Consider the following 15,434-nt stretch of genomic DNA (forward strand, 5'->3'; position numbering starts at 1 on the left):
AAAGACATGAAGATTGCCTACACGATGTCCACAGGCCGCGGAGACACCGATGAGTTGCTGCTGGAATTGGCGGACCGACTGACCGGCTATGGTTGGCGTCTGGGCGGCATTGTCCAGATCAACACCGAACGCGACTATGACGGGCCGTGTGACATGGACGTCAAAGTGCTGCCCGAAGGCCCGATCCTGCGCATCTCGCAAAACCTCGGCCAGAACTCGCGTGGCTGCCGGCTTGATGCGAGTGCGCTTGAAACCTCGGTTGGGCTGGCTGAGGCTGGGCTTGCAAAAGGCATCGACTGCCTGATCATCAACAAGTTCGGCAAGCAAGAGGCCGACGGACGCGGGTTTCGCGACGTGATCGCCAATGCGCTTGCGGATGATATCCCTGTCTTGGTTGGTCTCAATCACCTGAACCAGGATGCTTTTGACACCTATACAGCAGGCTTGGCTGTACAACTTGATGGCAATATTTCCGCTCTTGAAAGCTGGTTCATAGAGCATCTCAATGGGCAGTGTCAGAGGAAACGGGCCTGAGGGGGCAGGGCGCTTATCTAGCGCCTTGCCATGTCCAGACCTTCCCCATTTGGCTACTTCCAAACCAGTCAGGAAATCATCCGTTTTTGGTGGACCTGATTTGGCCACTTGTTCGCATCAATGAGCCGAAGAAACCGAAATCAACCGCTTGGCATTTGTCAGACAGCACAATTGTTTCAGCGAGCGCGCATAACCGCCATCCACCGATGGCTCCCCTCAGTCCTTAAACTCCGCCTTCCGCTTCTGCATCCCGGCCATCACCGCCTCCATCTGATTGGGCGTGCCCATCAGCTTTTCTTGCGCTTTGCTTTCAGCAATCAGCGTCTCGCGGACATCCATCAGCTCGGTGTCGCGGATTAGGGCTTTGGCGGTGCGGATGGCGTCGGGGGATTTCGAGGCGATATCGACGGCGATGGCGCGGGCGCGCTCAAGCGGTGTGTCTGAAATTTCGGTGACAAAACCCCAGTCCAGCGCGGCGGGTGCCTCGAATTGCTCGGCGGAGTAGGTCAGTTTGCGGATCACATCGCCCCGCGCCAAGCGACGCATCAGAACCATGCCGCCCATGTCGGGGATGATGCCCCAGCGGCCCTCCATGATCGAAAACCGCGTGTCCGGCGCACTGATACGCATGTCCGCGCCAAGCATGATCTGAAACGCACCGCCGAAGGCATAGCCATGCACGGCGGCAATCACCGGTTGCGGCATCTCGGCCCAGACCATGCTGGCGGCTTGGAAGAGGTTCGAGTTGTTGTGGGTGCGTTCCAAAAACACGCCGCCTTGCATCGCGTATTTTGCGATCTGTGGCATGGCGTTCAGATCCAGCCCGGCGGAAAATGCAGGCCCGTCACCGGTCAGCACCACGGCACGAATGTCCTCGCGTGCGGCGAGGGTCTCGCCCGCGTCGACGATGGCCCGGATCATGTCCAGATCCAGCGCGTTGCGCTTGTCCGCGCGGGTCAGGGTGACCGTGGCGACTTGGTTTTCTTCGGTGATGGAAGCGCGGTCTGACATGATTTTATCCTTTGTGTTCAATGAACTTTGCGCCGTCTGTTCAGGGGCGCGCAAGTCTCACGTCGCGGCAACCGGGATGTCGACCGGGACCATCGTGCCGATCAGCCGCGCGATGTGCGCTGTGGTGTCGCCATCCTCGGCCCAGACGTCGGCCTCGACCGGGATCAGGCGGCGTCCGGCCTTGATAATGCGGCCCTCGGCTACCAGACGCTGGCCTTTTGCAGGCGCGAGCAGTTGGATCTTCATTTCGGCGGTCAGCACCTCTTGATCTGGGCGCATGACGGACATGGCCGCATAGCCCGCCGCTGTGTCGCCCAAGGCGAAGGTCAGAGCCGCGTGGCCGAAATCGTGCTGCTGGCGCATGTCATCATGGATGGGGCTGGTGATGCGAAACTGCCCATAGGTGCAGCTGTCCACCTTGGCGCCAGCAAAGGTCATCAGGGACTGCGCGGCGAAGCTATCGCGCAGGCGTGTTTCGGTGTCAGGGGATAAGTCGCTCATGGTGGTTCCTTTCGCGATCAGCATAGCCCCGCAGGGCGGCCGCGAAATTGAAACGCCACGTCAAAGGTCAGGAGCGATCAGCATCAGTGCGACGGAAAAACGTGGGGCCACCGTATCACTCAGGACGACCAAAGGAGTAATACGATGTCGACACTGCGCAAATGGGCCACGCCACTGACGGTGGGATCATTTCTTGTGATGGGCGTGACGGGCACGCTGATGTTTTTCCACATGAACACCATGTTGGGGAAGGTGATTCATGAATGGGCAGGGTGGTTGATGCTGATTGGTGTCGGGGCGCATATCCTGTTGAACTGGCGCGCTCTGACCACCTATTTCAAACGCCCGCTGGCGATGTGGATCATGGGGGTTGGGGCCGCGTTAACCATCGCGACGGTGCTACCAATCGGCGGCACGGGCGAGCCCCCCATTCGCAGCATGGTGATGGCGGTTGCGCAGGCAGACGAGGCGACGTTGATGGCCCTGTCCGGGCATGACCTGCAAGAGGGCCGGGCGCTTCTTTCCGAGGCAGGGGTTGATCTGCAACCAGGTCAAAGCCTTGCGGACGCCACCGGAGGAGATTTCGGCCTGCAATCTGCGGCCATGTCAGCGTTGTTCGCATCCGGTGAGGATCACTGATCTCAGAATTTGCCGGTATTGTCCCTGACCGGCAAAAAAAATCGGGCGGGGTCTGACATACAGAGCCCGCCCGGTTTTACGTCATTCGCTTAGTGAATGATCTCTTCTTCCTTCACGAACATGTTTTCCCACGCCCGGTCGATCAGTTCCGGCGACATCTGGTTCGGAATGCCCTCGAACTCGCAGATCGAGATCATCTGATCGATCAAGAAGATCGGCTGATAGTTCGCATAGATGTTGTCGATCAGCGGGTACTTGTTCTTCAGAAGGTGGATCAAGGCCTCTTGCGACAGAGGCATCTTGCGCTTCTTCGCGACCATGGCAAAGATTTTCAGATAGTCCTCTTGGTCCGGGCCGTCGATCTTGATCTTATAGAAGATCCGGCGCAGTGCCGCCCTATCGAAGATCTTGTTCGGGTGGAAGTTGGTCGAAAAGATGACCAGCGTGTCGAAGGGGACCTCGAACTTCTCGCCCGATTGCAGGGCCAAGATGTCTTTGTTTTCTTCCAGCGGCACAATCCAGCGGTTGATCAGCGCCTGCGGTGGCTCGGCCTGACGTCCAAGGTCGTCCACGATGAAGACGCCGCCGGTGGCTTTCAGCTGAAGCGAGGCGGTATAGGTGCGCGCTGTGGGGTTATAGACAAGGTCCAGCATGTCCAGCGTCAGTTCACCACCGGTGATTACGGTCGGGCGGTCGCACAGCACATAGCGGCGGTCATATTTCTTGGCCTTCCGGCGCAGCGAATCCGGATTGTCGAAATCCTCTTCCGCCGAGGAATGCACAATCGGGTCATAGACGGTGATGATCTGGCCCGAATACTCAATCGCTTTCGGAACATAGATCTTGTCCCCCAGCGCGTCGCGGATCCCGTTCGAGATCGAGGACTTGCCGTTACCGGGCGGGCCATACATCAGGATCGAGCGGCCCGAGCCAACCGCAGGTCCAAGCTGATCCAGCAAGTTGTCAGGCAAGATCAGATGCCCCATCGCGCCGGTCAGCTGATCGCGGGTCATGGTGATGTTGCGGATCGACTGGCGTTTCACCTGCTTGGCGTAAATCTCCATCGGGACGGGCATGGCGCCGAAATATTCAGACTGCGACAGTGCATCCAGCGCGCGCGCCTTGCCAGTGTCCGACAGGCGATAGCCCATTTCCGAGCTTTGCGCGCCAGCATGCAGGGTGCCCATTGCCTCGACTAGCCCAAGGTCACGGCCCATGTCGATCAGCTCTTGCACCACGCGGGCAGGGACGCACAGGACGCGTTCCAGATCGGTGATCCGTTCCAGATTGGTGCGGAACATGGTCTTCAGCAGGATGTCCCGCATCATCACAGTGGTCAGCCCAAGGTCGCTTGCAGTTTTCAGGCCCGGAGGCGCAATCATATCAGCCTGTTGCACATTCATTTTCTTTGCCCGATCATTCGTTCAGATTATTCCATTAATCCGAGTATATATGCACTTGTATAGCTTACAAAGCCTTGCCAGAGAATACATTGACGCTAATCTGGCTACAAAAAAATGAGGGCAGGGATGAGCGCAAATAATGGTAAGATTTTGGCGGTCTTCATGGCCGCGCTTCTGGCGGCCTATGCAACCCTGACCTTTTTGAAAGGCGGGTTCTTTATCGGCAAGCACGAAGGGGACACGCTGCACCTGTTGCAGATGCTGCTTCGGATGCAGGGCGGAGATGTGCCGCATTTCGATTTCGTCACTCCGATTGGCATCCTGGCCTTCGCGCCGATTGTTGTCTTCCTGAAGCTTGGATTTGGGGCCGGACAGGCGATTTTGGCGGGGCAATATCTTGTGGCCTTGGCGCTGTTTCCTTTTGTCTGGTGGGTGGCAAGAAGCCGGTTCTCGGGGGGCTGGGCCTATCTGTTTGCCGCCACCATTCTGATTTTCTGCGTGGCTCTGGTGTATGGCGAGGCCGTGGATGCCGTTTCGATCTCGATGCACTACAATCGCTGGGCCTGGGCTGCAGCCTTCTTGGCCATCACGGTTGCCATGATCCCGTCAAGCGGCAGCCGCAGCGCGTCCGTCGCGGACGGTGTTGTGGTCGGCACGATGATGGTCGTGATGGCGCTGATCAAAGTGACCTATTTCGCGGCGTTCTTCTTTCCGGTTCTAATTGGGCTGTTGGCGCGCGGGGCAGGACGTACAGTTTTCTGGGCGGTTGTCAGTGGGGTAGTTGCAGCTGGATTGGTGACGCTTGCCGTTGGGACGCCTGTATTCTGGCTGGCCTATCTGCAGGATCTTCTGAACGTCGCCGGTTCCGAGGTGCGTCCCCATCCGGGGCGCGACTTTAGCTATGTGGTCAGCGCGCCCGCCTATATCGGTGGATCGCTGATCATTCTGGCAGCGGTGGTTTTTATGCGGCAGGCGGATCGCAAGCCCGAGGGGTTGATGCTGTTGCTGCTGGCACCTGCCTTCTTCTACGTGACCTATCAGAATTTCGGAAATGATCCCCAATGGTTGTGGCTTTTGGGCTTGTTGCTTTTTGCACGTCTTCCCGATGCAGGGCTTCGGAACGGGTTTGGTTGGGAGCTGCGGCAATCGGTGACGCTCAGCGCAATTGCGGCCTTGGCCTTTGCGACCCCAAGCTTCCTGAATTTGACCGCAAGCCCGCTGCGACATCTTGCTACGGATGTCGAGGAATACGCGCCTTTGATGCCGGGGTCGGGTCTGCATGAAGACCTGCAAACCTATGCCCCGCGCGCATTCCAACTGGACTATCGCGCCGCAATGGATGGCGAAGGGACCGCGTTTGCGCACTACGCCGAATATACGGATCGCGACAAGCAGCAGATTAATTTCCTAGGCGAGGATCTGGCGTATTGCTCGTTGGAACTGGGGCTTGTTGGGTGGTTTGAAACCGTCGCCAATGACATCGCGAATTGGGAGGAAGGTGCCGGGGCTGAGATCTTCACTGCGGACCTTCTGTCGAGCTACTGGCTCTACGCTGATCTGACGCCGCTTAAGCGCGGTGCGCCTTGGTATTATGGCGATTTGTCGGGGATCGAGAACGCGGACTATCTGCTGGTGCCCAAATGCCCCTTGTCGGCGCCTACACGCAAAGCCATCCTTGATGATATATCCGCGCAAAGCTGGGCAGACCGGGTGAGTGAGGTGCGCCGGACTGAGCTTTATACGCTCTACGCCATGCCCGGGGAGAAGGCCGAACCGGTTGAGCGCAAACCCGAAGACGAGGACGAAACCTCGTAAAGCGGCCGTTTATGTTGAAAACAAAACGAAAAACCCGCAGCTAACGGCTGCGGGTTTCTTTTTGGGGTGGGCTGGATGTTAAGCGCCGTAGAGCAATCCACAAATCAGGTAGGTCAGGAATGTCAGGCAAATGCTCAATCCCATCGGATAGTCGCGTCGTGACCAGCTTTCCCAATTTGGCGTCAGTTCGCGCAGGGATTTGATGCGCCGCAGAATGCGGTGCGCGGTGAAGCCCAGAACGATCATTACGGCAAAGATGGTCGCCATAAGAAAGGTATCTTGCACCGCCACGAAGGGCGCAATCGCGGCTACCAACTTGGCATCACCTGCTCCCAGCATACGGGCGGCATTCATCAGAAAACCGATCACAAGGATGATCGCGAAATGGGACCAGCGCCACAAATACTCGGTCAGGTCCAAGGCAATGAGGCCCAAAACAGCAAAGCCGATCAATAGGACCATGACGGCTTTGTTTGGGATCTTCATGCGGGACATGTCAGACCAGATCACCCATGCGGACACCGGAAGGGCGAGGGGCAGGAACAGCATTGCTGCCCATTGCGTCAGGGTTACATGCATGCGTCTTACCCGTTGGTCGCGTTGTTTTCCAAAGCTTCAAGCGCGCGGGCGGCGGCCTCGAAATGCTGGGGATGTGTGTCGATCGCTTCTTGCAGCAGACCTTTGCCGATGGCCACGTCGCCCTGCTTGATCGCGGACAAAGCCAACGTATGCAGCAGCTGCGCGCGTTCAATCTGGGTCATGGAAATGACAGGCAGCGTATATTTGCGTTGCGCGCCGCGGGCCAGAATCAAGTTGTTTTTAGTGGTAAACCGTTTCGAGTCATAGCTCAGGGATTGGATGAAAAGATCCTCGGCACCCTTGTAGTCCGCGCGTGTCAGCTTGGAATAGCCCCAGTTGTTCAGAACGGTCGCCGGGTTCGTCGTCAGCCCCACCGCGGTTTCATAGAAACTGTCGGCCTTCTTCCATTCTTCCTTGCTGTCGGCGATCATCGCCTCAAGCCGGTAACGGGGATAGGTTTCGTGAGTGGGGGGGATCTTGTCCAGTTCGGCCTCGGCCTGTTTCCAGTCGCCTGCACGGATCAGCGCATCGGCTAGTGACACGCGGTCCTCGTTCGTAGCGCCAGGTAGCGCTACGACTTTCTTCCAGGCGCCGACGGCCTCGGCCGGGCGCTTGGCGCGGACCAAGGATTGAGCGAGCCCGCGTTGCAGATCAATGCGGTCGGGATTGCTTTTCACGGCGCGGCTGAAATAATCGACGGCTTCGTTAGGAGCACCGACCGTCAGCATAATGTCGCTAAGATTGCTTTCGTCGATGACATTCAGATCCGCCATAGCGCGTTCGACGTCTTCGCCGGAGCCCTCGTTTTTTTGACACGCCGAAAGGGCCAAGGCACTGCTTACGCAAAGCACAAGTAGAGTGGAGTGGCGCATGTTCGCGTCCTTTACTGCTCGTCTTTCCGTCTAGATTTCGGACAGCAGCAGGTAGTCACCCGAGCCCCTCCGAACCAGCGAAAATGTATCATTATTGGCTGAATCATAGTCCGGATTGCCCTGATTGGCGAGCGCTAGGCGCAAATTCTCTCGAATTTCGGCAGATTGGCCACGATCCAGGCCAAATGCGATTTGGAAAACGCGGACTGCTTCGCTGACTTGGTTGGTTTCCATCAGCACTACGCCCAAGTTATTCCATGCCGGTGCAAAGTTCACGTCCAGTTGTGTGGCCCTGCGCAGAAGCTTTTCGGCCTGTCCTAAGCGGCCTAGCTGCAGGTTGGCGGACCCGAGCGCTGACAGGACGTCCACTGTCAGCCCATGCTCGATCGCCGCCCGTTTGTACGCCTTCAGTGCCAGTTCGTGTTCACCTGCAGCGGTCAGTCTGTGCCCGACGATCAACCCATCGACCGTGTCTTCCAATGTGCCTTGGGTTCCGGGCGCATAGGGGCTGTCAGCTGCGCGCCCGAATCCGGTGCTGTTGGTTTGGCAGCCAGCCAGCAGAACGGCAGACGCAACGACGATCAACATGCCCGCACGCGTGCCGATTTGCCTTGGAAGGGCAGGGTGCTGGATCACGTGATGTTCCTTTCCATGCTGTACGCGCGGTCAGAATCTGACGTTTTTCAGAGTCAGGTAGATCTCGTAAACCGATGGACCGATCAGAATGATCAACAAAGGTGGCACCGTCAGCATCATGGTGGCCAAGGTCATCTTGGTCGGCAGTTTGTTGGCTTTCTCTTCGGCGCGCATGACACGCTTGTCCCGCATCTCGCCTGCATAGACGCGCAGGGCTTCGGCGATAGACGTACCGAAGGTCGAGGACTGGATCATCACGGTCACGAAGCTGGCCACATCCGGCACGCCCGAGCGTTCGGACATGTCGCGCAGCACCTGCACGCGGTCCTTACCGGCCTTCATCTCGTTCGAGACGATCGAGAACTCGTCCGCCAGTGACGGATAAGAGGGGCGAATTTCCTTGGCAACACGCAGAATCGCCTGATCAAGTGATTGGCCGGCTTCGACGCAGACCAGCATCATATCCAGCGCGTCGGGGAAGCCATTGATGATCTCTTCTTTGCGTTCTTCCACGCGGCGGGTCACCCAGTATTTCGGCAACATATACCCACAGACGCCGGGCATGAGGATCCACATGATGCGGGCCTGCGTGGTCATTTCCTGTCCATTTGCGGTCTTCAGGATGGTCAGGAACACACCAAACGCCAAAAGGCCGATCCCCAGAGCAAACTGCATGAAGTGATAGGTTTGAACCGCGTTTTTTCCCGGATAGCCGGCCTGCAACAGCTTCAGCTGAACAGCCGAATATTCTTCCGCGTCCTGAGGCTCCAGAAAGGCCGAGTATTTCTCGAGTTTCGTGGACCCCTGAGCGACCCGCAAATCGGCCTTCACATTGCCGCGCGCGTTGCCTTCACGCTGTTTCTTCAGCTTATCCAGCGGATCAACCTGCTTGCGCAACACGAACGGCAAGGTAATGACGACCAGAACGATGCCAACGCCGCCAAGTGCAAGAATGGGGCCTGCGGGTCCCAGCTGTTCGGTCAGAAAGTCAATGATGGGTTGCATGGTTTTGACAGCCTAGACTTTGATGTTCACGAGCATACGCATGACGAAAATGTTGGCGATCAGAAATGCACCCACGACAAGACATGCGGGGATGAAATATGCGGTTTCGCGGACATCGTCGTAATAGTTGGGTTGGATCAAGTTGATCATGACCAGCGCCAGAAGGGGAAAGCCGGACAGGAAGTTGCCGGACCATTTCGCTTCGGCCGTAATGGCGCGCACACGACGAAACAGACGAAAGCGCGAGCGGATCACCTTAGCCAGACCGTCCAAGATCTCGGCCAAGTTACCACCCGAAGTCTGCTGGATCGTCACGGCCACTGCCAAAAAGCGCATGTCCTGGTTGTCCATACGCTCGGCCATATTCGCCAGCGCTTCGCCCACGTCACGCCCATAGGAACTTTCGTCGGCAATCAGGCCCATCTCGGTTCCAAGCGGGTCGGGGACTTCCTTGGCTACGATCTGCACAGCCGACGAGAACGGGTGACCAACGCGCAGTGAGCGCACCATCAGTTCCACTGCGTCCGGCAGCTGTTCCTCGATCATCGACATGCGCTTTTTGGCTTTGTTGCTCACCCAGAAGAAGACACCGCCGACGCCCATGACGATTGACACACCAATGCGCACCGGCAGGCTGGCGGCGGTAGCAACGCTGAGACCGAAATAGGCAAAGACGGTCAGGGCCGCCATAATGACGATCAGCTGAGTGGGCGTGAACGCCAAAGCCGCCTTTTGCGCCTTGGTGGCCAGAAGGGAATAGAACGGAATGCCTTGAGCCTTGACGTGCTGGCTCATCTCTTTGCGCAGCTTTTCCAGCACTTCTTCGCGGGCGGCGCCCTTTTCCAGCATGTCGAGGCGCCGGTTAACCCGGTTGTTCAGGCTAATGGATTTCCCGAACAATGTCAGGTAGATACCTTCGACCAGCAGTAGAACTGCCAGAAAGATCAAACCATAGATAATCGGTTCTGCAGAGATCGTCATGATCAGTCGCTCCAGGGCTCATAGATCGATGCGGGGAGGTCATAGCCCCACTGGCGGAAACGCTCGGCATAGTGCGAACGCACCCCGGTCGCATTGAAGCGGCCGATGATCGTTCCGTCCGGCGCCAGTCCCAGTCGCTCGTACCGGAACACTTCCTGCATAGAGATGACTTCGCCTTCCATACCGGTGATCTCGGTGATCGAGACCATGCGGCGCGAGCCGTCCTGCAGGCGGCTGGCCTGCACAATCAGGTTCACAGCCGAGGCGATCTGGCTGCGGATTGCCTTGATTGGCATCTCGATCCCGGCCATTGCGACCATGTTCTCCAGACGCGACACAGCATCACGGGCCGAGTTCGCGTGGATCGTGGTCATCGACCCGTCGTGACCAGTGTTCATGGCCTGCAGCATGTCGATAACCTCTTCGCCGCGGGTCTCGCCCACGATGATGCGGTCGGGACGCATACGCAGCGCGTTTTTCAGACAGTCGCGTTGGGTAACCGCGCCCTTGCCTTCGACGTTTGCAGGGCGGCTTTCCATTCGGCCCACATGGGTCTGTTGCAACTGAAGTTCCGCCGTATCCTCGATCGTGAGGATGCGTTCGCTGTTGTCGATGAAGGACGACAGCGCGTTCAGCGTGGTCGTTTTACCCGAGCCCGTACCGCCGGACACAATCACATTCAGGCGGGTGGCAACGGCGGCTTGCAGATAGGCAGCCATCTCTTCCGAGAAGGCCCCGAAATTCACCAACTCGTTGATGCCAAGCTTGTCTTTCTTGAACTTACGAATAGAGACCAGCGAGCCGTCCACCGCAATCGGGGGAACCATCGCGTTGAAACGCGATCCGTCAGCAAGACGCGCGTCCACATGTGGATTGCTTTCATCAACACGACGGCCAACAGCCGACACGATCTTGTCGATAATGCGCAGAAGGTGCCGTTCATCCTTGAAGGTTACGTCGGTCAGTTCAAGCTTACCTTCGCGTTCAATGAAGACCTGCTGGGGGCCGTTCACCAGAATATCGTTGACTGTTTCGTCCTGCAAAAGGGGCTCAAGCGGGCCAAGGCCCTTCACCTCGTCATACAGTTCCTGGTTCAGGATCAGTCGTTCATCGCGGGTCAGAACCACGTCGCGGGTCGACAGGAATTCTGAAGAGATATCCGTGATTTCAGCGCGCAGATCTTTTTCCGTCGCGGCGTCCAGAGCGCTGAGGTTCAGGTTGTCCAGAAGCTCTTTGTGCAGCTCTGTCTTGATCTCGGACAGACGTTCCTTGCGTTTGCGTTCCTTGTCAGACGGGCCTGCGGCAGCCGGGTGCTTGGGTTTGACCGGTTCAGGGGCCTTCACCTTTGGCGCAGCAGCCTGCGTCGGAGGCGCTGCGATGATGCCTTCCTCGATCTGCGCGCCATCCAATGCAGCCATCGGGCTGCCCCCTTTGGTTTGAGGCTTGGCAGGTTTCTTGTAACGCGAGAACATGATGCCTCCGGATTATTATTGGGCCGCGATGTCAGCCTGGTTCAGGTCATGCACGGATTTTGCAAGCTTTTGCAGTTCTTTACGCAAGACGTTCTTCGGTGCCGAGTTGGCCAACGGGGCGCCGTGGTCACCGGATTCCGGAACCTGCTTTCCCCCATCAGGCAGCATCAGCTCGATCGAGATATCAAGGCTTTCCGCCAAGCGCTTCACGCGGGATTTGCCCGACAGATCCGTAAATTTGGGGGCCCGATTCAAAACATAGCGCAGCTTTTCGACCGGCAGCTCTTCGGCTTTCAGCGCCTTGATCATCCGCAACGTGTTCTGCGCCGAGCGCAGGTCAAGCTCGAGCGTTACGAAATAGACATGCGCCGCCTGTAGAACCGTTTCGGTCCATTGCACCAGCGTATTGGGCATGTCGATGATGACGTAGTCAAAGTTGGTCCGTGCCATTTCGACGATCCGTTCGACGTCTTCGACTGTGACCATGTCCAGCGGCAGAATGTCGGGCGGCGCGGTCAGGACGTGCAGACGGTCTTCATAGGTCAGAAGGGCCTGCATAAAGATGTCTTGATCCATCATCTCGGTGTCCGATAGCAGCTCGTACACAACGTCACGACGCGGCAGATCAAGATAGGTCGCGGTCGACCCGAATTGCAGGCCGAAATCAAGCAGACACACGCGCGGCGGCGCGGCCTTGTCCACCTGTGTCAGTTCCCAAGCCAAGTTGACGGCAAAGGTGGTCGCGCCGGTGCCACCTGCCATCGGTTGAACGGCCAGAATGACCGCCTCGCGGTTGCCCGTAGACTTACGGGGCGCATGTTCAGGCGCGGAGGCATGCGCGACGGGGGCGACCTCTTTTTCACGCATGCGCTTAATTGCGTCATGAAGAGCGCCATCGGGAAGCGGGTAGGGGACGAATTCTTCCGCGCCCAGTTTCAGCAGTTGGTGCAACGCAATCGGGCTGACCTCTTCGGCGATCACGATAACTTTGATGTTTCGTTTCACAGCGGCTTTGATCACAGACGCAACCGAGCTGAGATCAGCCTCGTCCTGATCGTCCAGCGCCATGGCGATGAACTCAAGGTCTTTGGCATCCGGCTGTTCAAAGAAGGCCACAGCGTCGTCTAGCGGAAGGTCGCCCCAGGCTTCGCCCAGTTCCGCCTCCATATCTTCGATCAAAAGGTCGAAATTCTGTACATCACGCGAGACTGTGCAGGCGGTGATCGGTTCGGGATCAGATTGTAGCTCGGCGCTGCCACTCATTTCCTTTTTCCTTTCATATCCGGCTTCGCGGCCCTTTCGGATCTGATGACCGGTTTCTCTCGTTAATTGCGAATCGCACACACACATAAAAATAGCGCCCTGGCGGATAGAACCGTCGCAGGGAATCTAGGCAAGAATGCGGCCTTCGGCCTTTATTATCCGCATTCTATGGACGGTGTGCCCATAATGAAAGGGTCTGTTTCGCCCTTGCGAACGAATTGTTCTTGTAATTCTCAGAGTCGTTCTTGCCTCAATCCTCTCAACTATAGCATTGATAACGAAAGAAATAAACCGAATGTGTGTCTTTGTGCGGTGTCGCGTGAATTTGGAAATCACCGCATAACGTGCCCCTGTTGCAACAAAAAAAGGGCGCATCATGCGATGCGCCCTTTTTGTCATATTCTGCGGCGTGGTTACTCAACCGTACCGGTTCCGCCCTGCGTAATTTGCGGAAGCGGGACCGCGCTGGAAACATACTGGCGGTTGATGATCTCAGCATACTTGCCGTCCAGCAATGTGGCTTTGCGGTTGTTTGCAAAGCCGCTGACCTCGGTCACGGTGCGACGGTTACGCAGCTCGCGTTGATCGGTCTGGATCAGCGGGCGAGTTTCACCATAGCTGACCACAGCCTCGAGGCGCGAACGGCTGATGCCGCGCGATACCAGATAGTTCACAACAGCGCGCGCGCGGCGCATGCCGAGGCGGTTGTTGTACGCGGTCGAACCTACAAGGTCAGTGTGGCCGTAGACGCGGAAGCGAATTTCCGGGAACTGCAGGATCCACGAGGCCTGCGTGTCCAGAATGCGGCGCGCTTCGGGCGTCAGGGTGGCCTTGTTGAACTCGAAGTTAACTGTGTCGCCAACTTCGCGGTTAAAGCGTTCGGCCAAGGCCTGCACCACGTTGATCTGTCCGGTTTGGACGCCAATGTTGTGCGCAGTTGGGACGCCGAAGCCACCTTCATCCAGGCTACCGCCCGCTTCATTTAGCCAGAAGTGCATTGCCTGCGGGTTGTCTGCGCATCCCGAGAGAACTGCGACGACCGACGTGGCGGCGAGAATGGGTTTGATCCGTTTCATGTCGCTATCCTTATTCCATCACGTAGCCGTAAGACCCCGAGAAGTCTTGCTTGGCAATTTCAGCCGCAACGCCAGTCGTCGGGGAAGTCGCTTTGGCGGTTTTGCCAAACAGGAACAGGCCCTTTTCTGACGGGGGACGAATGCGGTCGGTCGGGACCGCCAGGAATTCACCGCGAGTGGGGGTGACAAGGTGTGCTGACACGATGATGACCAGCTCGGACAGGCGACGCTCGTATTCCGTCGAGCGGAAGAGGGCACCCAGTACGGGCAGATCGCCAAGCCACGGAACCGAGCCGATGGAGTCACGGAAGTCATCCTCGATCAGGCCGGCGATGGCAAAGCTTTCACCGTCGCGCAGCTCAACCGTTGTCGATGTTTCGCGGCGGCGGAATGTGACTGCGTCATAACCGTTGCCGACATTAACAAGCCCTTCGACACCGGACACGGCGCCCTTCACCTGCAGATTGATGACGTCGTCGTTCAAGACCGTCGGGGTGAAGTTCAGCTCAACACCGATGGGTTTATAATCGATTGCAACCCCGTCATCGTCTTTCACCGGGATGGGGTATTCACCACCGGCAAGGAAGGACGCTTCCTGACCCGACAATGCCGTCAGGTTGGGTTCGGCCAGAGTGCGTACAACGCCTTTGCTTTCAAGTGCTTCCAGAAGAATGCCGACTTGGAGGCTACCGGCGCCAAAGCCGATTTTGAAAGCGCCTTGAGAATCTCCAATCGTGGTCGTCTGGGTTGTATCCAGCAAGCTGGCACCTTGGCTAATTCCAACACCGGTTGCGCCCTGAGGGCTGGTTGTGGAATTGCCGCCAGAGAACGCCAGAGAGGTCGACAGAGCCTTGCGCACCGAGCGGTTCATTTCCGCAAAGCGCACTTTCAGCATGACCTGCTGCGTGCCGCCCACATTCATCATGTTGGACACGCGACCGGGCGCATAGCGGTTCGCCAGATCCAGGGCCAGCGCAATTTGTTGCGGAGAGCTGACAATGCCCGACAGCACGATACCGTCATTGGCGGTGCGCACTTCGATGCCTTCACTGGGAAGGATTTGGCGCAGACGCTCTTTGAATTCGCTGATGTCGGGGGTGACGTGCACTTCGACGTTGCTCAGAAGCTTACCATCGGGGCCCAGAAGGGTCAGGGTGGTGCGTCCGGGCGCCTTACCCAGCACATAGATTGTGCGGTCCGACAGGGTCGAGATGTCTGCGATGCCGGGGTTTGCAATAGAAAGCTCTGCAAACGGAGTGTCGCTTTCAACAACCACAGCGCGGTTCATCGGAACCGTCAATGGGCGCGATGGGCCAGTGTCAGTAACACGAAGCGTTTCCGAAAATCCTGCTACAGGTGCGGATCCAACTCCTAACGACAGACCCAATAGGGCCGCCTTAATAAAATGATCGATCTTCATGTGATCCTGCCTCTCTGATCACGTATATGGTTGGAGGTACCTGCCACTGACAGGATTTCCCCTTTTTTCATTGTCAATGTAGCCCTCTTGATGGGGCAATCACCGCTTATTAGTCGCAACACTGCGATGGATTAAATAAAAAATCAACATTCAATGACGTTAAGACCGGGGCTTATGTGTGCACAACGCAACACTTATTTAGCTTACGCCCCGGTCGTATCCATTCG

15 protein-coding genes are annotated in these 15,434 nt (G+C 57.3%); 3 read left to right on the top strand and 12 right to left on the bottom strand.

From position 1 onward, the window contains the following. Nucleotides 1-6 precede the first annotated feature (6 nt). Nucleotides 7-534: a DUF2478 domain-containing protein gene (locus tag Q0677_RS13105; protein ID WP_298910553.1), complete on the top strand. Its 528-nt coding sequence runs from the start codon at nt 7-9 to the stop codon at nt 532-534. Nucleotides 535-750: 216 nt separating this feature from the next. Here the strand turns inward: Q0677_RS13105 and Q0677_RS13110 are convergent, their stop codons facing one another. Together Q0677_RS13110 and Q0677_RS13115 are read right to left on the bottom strand one after the other, a co-directional pair. Continuing rightward, nucleotides 751-1,545: a crotonase/enoyl-CoA hydratase family protein gene (locus Q0677_RS13110; protein ID WP_298910556.1), complete on the bottom strand. Its 795-nt coding sequence runs from the start codon at nt 1,543-1,545 to the stop codon at nt 751-753. 57 nt (nt 1,546-1,602) lie between these two features. Then, nucleotides 1,603-2,046, bottom strand: a complete 444-nt coding sequence (locus Q0677_RS13115) for a PaaI family thioesterase (RefSeq protein ID WP_298910560.1) — start codon at nt 2,044-2,046, stop codon at nt 1,603-1,605. Between the two features lie 144 nt (nt 2,047-2,190). Between Q0677_RS13115 and Q0677_RS13120 the strand changes: the two genes are divergently transcribed. Beyond that, nucleotides 2,191-2,685 carry a DUF4405 domain-containing protein gene (locus Q0677_RS13120; protein ID WP_298910563.1) on the top strand — a complete coding sequence of 165 codons (495 nt, stop codon included), beginning with the start codon at nt 2,191-2,193 and terminating at the stop codon, nt 2,683-2,685. 89 nt (nt 2,686-2,774) lie between these two features. Here Q0677_RS13120 and Q0677_RS13125 read toward each other — a convergent pair whose 3' ends face one another. Further along, nucleotides 2,775-4,088, bottom strand: coding sequence for an ATPase (locus Q0677_RS13125; RefSeq protein WP_298910566.1), 1,314 nt, complete (start codon nt 4,086-4,088; stop codon nt 2,775-2,777). A 126-nt stretch (nt 4,089-4,214) separates the two neighbouring features. Between Q0677_RS13125 and Q0677_RS13130 the strand changes: the two genes are divergently transcribed. Then, complete coding sequence (locus Q0677_RS13130) at nt 4,215-5,903, top strand: hypothetical protein (RefSeq protein WP_298910569.1); 1,689 nt, start codon at nt 4,215-4,217, stop codon at nt 5,901-5,903. Between the two features lie 78 nt (nt 5,904-5,981). Here Q0677_RS13130 and Q0677_RS13135 read toward each other — a convergent pair whose 3' ends face one another. The 9 genes from Q0677_RS13135 to Q0677_RS13175 all read right to left on the bottom strand — a co-directional run bounded on the left by Q0677_RS13135 (nt 5,982) and on the right by Q0677_RS13175 (nt 15,207). Beyond that, the gene (locus tag Q0677_RS13135) at nt 5,982-6,482 is read right to left on the bottom strand and encodes a prepilin peptidase (protein WP_298910571.1); all 501 of its coding nucleotides are present in this window, start codon (nt 6,480-6,482) and stop codon (nt 5,982-5,984) included. Nucleotides 6,483-6,487: 5 nt separating this feature from the next. After that, complete coding sequence (locus Q0677_RS13140) at nt 6,488-7,354, bottom strand: tetratricopeptide repeat protein (RefSeq protein WP_298910574.1); 867 nt, start codon at nt 7,352-7,354, stop codon at nt 6,488-6,490. 30 nt (nt 7,355-7,384) lie between these two features. Further along, nucleotides 7,385-7,990 carry a tetratricopeptide repeat protein gene (locus Q0677_RS13145; protein WP_298910577.1) on the bottom strand — a complete coding sequence of 202 codons (606 nt, stop codon included), beginning with the start codon at nt 7,988-7,990 and terminating at the stop codon, nt 7,385-7,387. Nucleotides 7,991-8,020: 30 nt separating this feature from the next. Then, on the bottom strand, nt 8,021-8,995 hold the full coding sequence (locus tag Q0677_RS13150; protein WP_298910580.1) for a type II secretion system F family protein: 975 nt from the start codon (nt 8,993-8,995) through the stop codon (nt 8,021-8,023). A 12-nt stretch (nt 8,996-9,007) separates the two neighbouring features. Continuing rightward, nucleotides 9,008-9,976 carry a type II secretion system F family protein gene (locus Q0677_RS13155; RefSeq protein WP_298910582.1) on the bottom strand — a complete coding sequence of 323 codons (969 nt, stop codon included), beginning with the start codon at nt 9,974-9,976 and terminating at the stop codon, nt 9,008-9,010. Nucleotides 9,977-9,978: 2 nt separating this feature from the next. Next, a complete protein-coding gene (locus tag Q0677_RS13160; RefSeq protein ID WP_298910584.1) occupies nt 9,979-11,448 on the bottom strand; it encodes a CpaF family protein in 1,470 nt (489 codons plus the stop codon). A gap of 15 nt (nt 11,449-11,463) precedes the next feature. Further along, entirely contained in the window at nt 11,464-12,711 is a 1,248-nt protein-coding gene (locus Q0677_RS13165) for an AAA family ATPase (protein WP_298910586.1), read from the bottom strand. 413 nt (nt 12,712-13,124) lie between these two features. Beyond that, on the bottom strand, nt 13,125-13,787 hold the full coding sequence (locus Q0677_RS13170) for an OmpA family protein (protein ID WP_298910589.1): 663 nt from the start codon (nt 13,785-13,787) through the stop codon (nt 13,125-13,127). Between the two features lie 10 nt (nt 13,788-13,797). Then, nucleotides 13,798-15,207 (bottom strand): type II and III secretion system protein family protein, encoded by a 1,410-nt coding sequence (locus tag Q0677_RS13175; RefSeq protein ID WP_298910594.1) that lies wholly within the window; start codon nt 15,205-15,207, stop codon nt 13,798-13,800. Nucleotides 15,208-15,434: the final 227 nt, after the last annotated feature.

The sequence above is a fragment of the uncultured Aliiroseovarius sp. genome (assembly GCF_947492455.1).
Lineage (GTDB): Bacteria > Pseudomonadota > Alphaproteobacteria > Rhodobacterales > Rhodobacteraceae > Aliiroseovarius.

Coding starts and splice junctions, on each gene's coding strand:
- Q0677_RS13120 (WP_298910563.1), top strand. CDS start 2,191: ATGTCGACACTGCGCAAATGGGCCACGCCACTGACGGTGGGATCATTT.
- Q0677_RS13165 (WP_298910586.1), bottom strand. CDS start 12,711: ATGAGTGGCAGCGCCGAGCTACAATCTGATCCCGAACCGATCACCGCC.
- Q0677_RS13140 (WP_298910574.1), bottom strand. CDS start 7,354: ATGCGCCACTCCACTCTACTTGTGCTTTGCGTAAGCAGTGCCTTGGCC.
- Q0677_RS13105 (WP_298910553.1), top strand. CDS start 7: ATGAAGATTGCCTACACGATGTCCACAGGCCGCGGAGACACCGATGAG.
- Q0677_RS13115 (WP_298910560.1), bottom strand. CDS start 2,046: ATGAGCGACTTATCCCCTGACACCGAAACACGCCTGCGCGATAGCTTC.
- Q0677_RS13170 (WP_298910589.1), bottom strand. CDS start 13,787: ATGAAACGGATCAAACCCATTCTCGCCGCCACGTCGGTCGTCGCAGTT.
- Q0677_RS13150 (WP_298910580.1), bottom strand. CDS start 8,995: ATGCAACCCATCATTGACTTTCTGACCGAACAGCTGGGACCCGCAGGC.
- Q0677_RS13155 (WP_298910582.1), bottom strand. CDS start 9,976: ATGACGATCTCTGCAGAACCGATTATCTATGGTTTGATCTTTCTGGCA.
- Q0677_RS13110 (WP_298910556.1), bottom strand. CDS start 1,545: ATGTCAGACCGCGCTTCCATCACCGAAGAAAACCAAGTCGCCACGGTC.
- Q0677_RS13160 (WP_298910584.1), bottom strand. CDS start 11,448: ATGTTCTCGCGTTACAAGAAACCTGCCAAGCCTCAAACCAAAGGGGGC.
- Q0677_RS13175 (WP_298910594.1), bottom strand. CDS start 15,207: ATGAAGATCGATCATTTTATTAAGGCGGCCCTATTGGGTCTGTCGTTA.
- Q0677_RS13130 (WP_298910569.1), top strand. CDS start 4,215: ATGAGCGCAAATAATGGTAAGATTTTGGCGGTCTTCATGGCCGCGCTT.
- Q0677_RS13125 (WP_298910566.1), bottom strand. CDS start 4,088: ATGAATGTGCAACAGGCTGATATGATTGCGCCTCCGGGCCTGAAAACT.
- Q0677_RS13135 (WP_298910571.1), bottom strand. CDS start 6,482: ATGCATGTAACCCTGACGCAATGGGCAGCAATGCTGTTCCTGCCCCTC.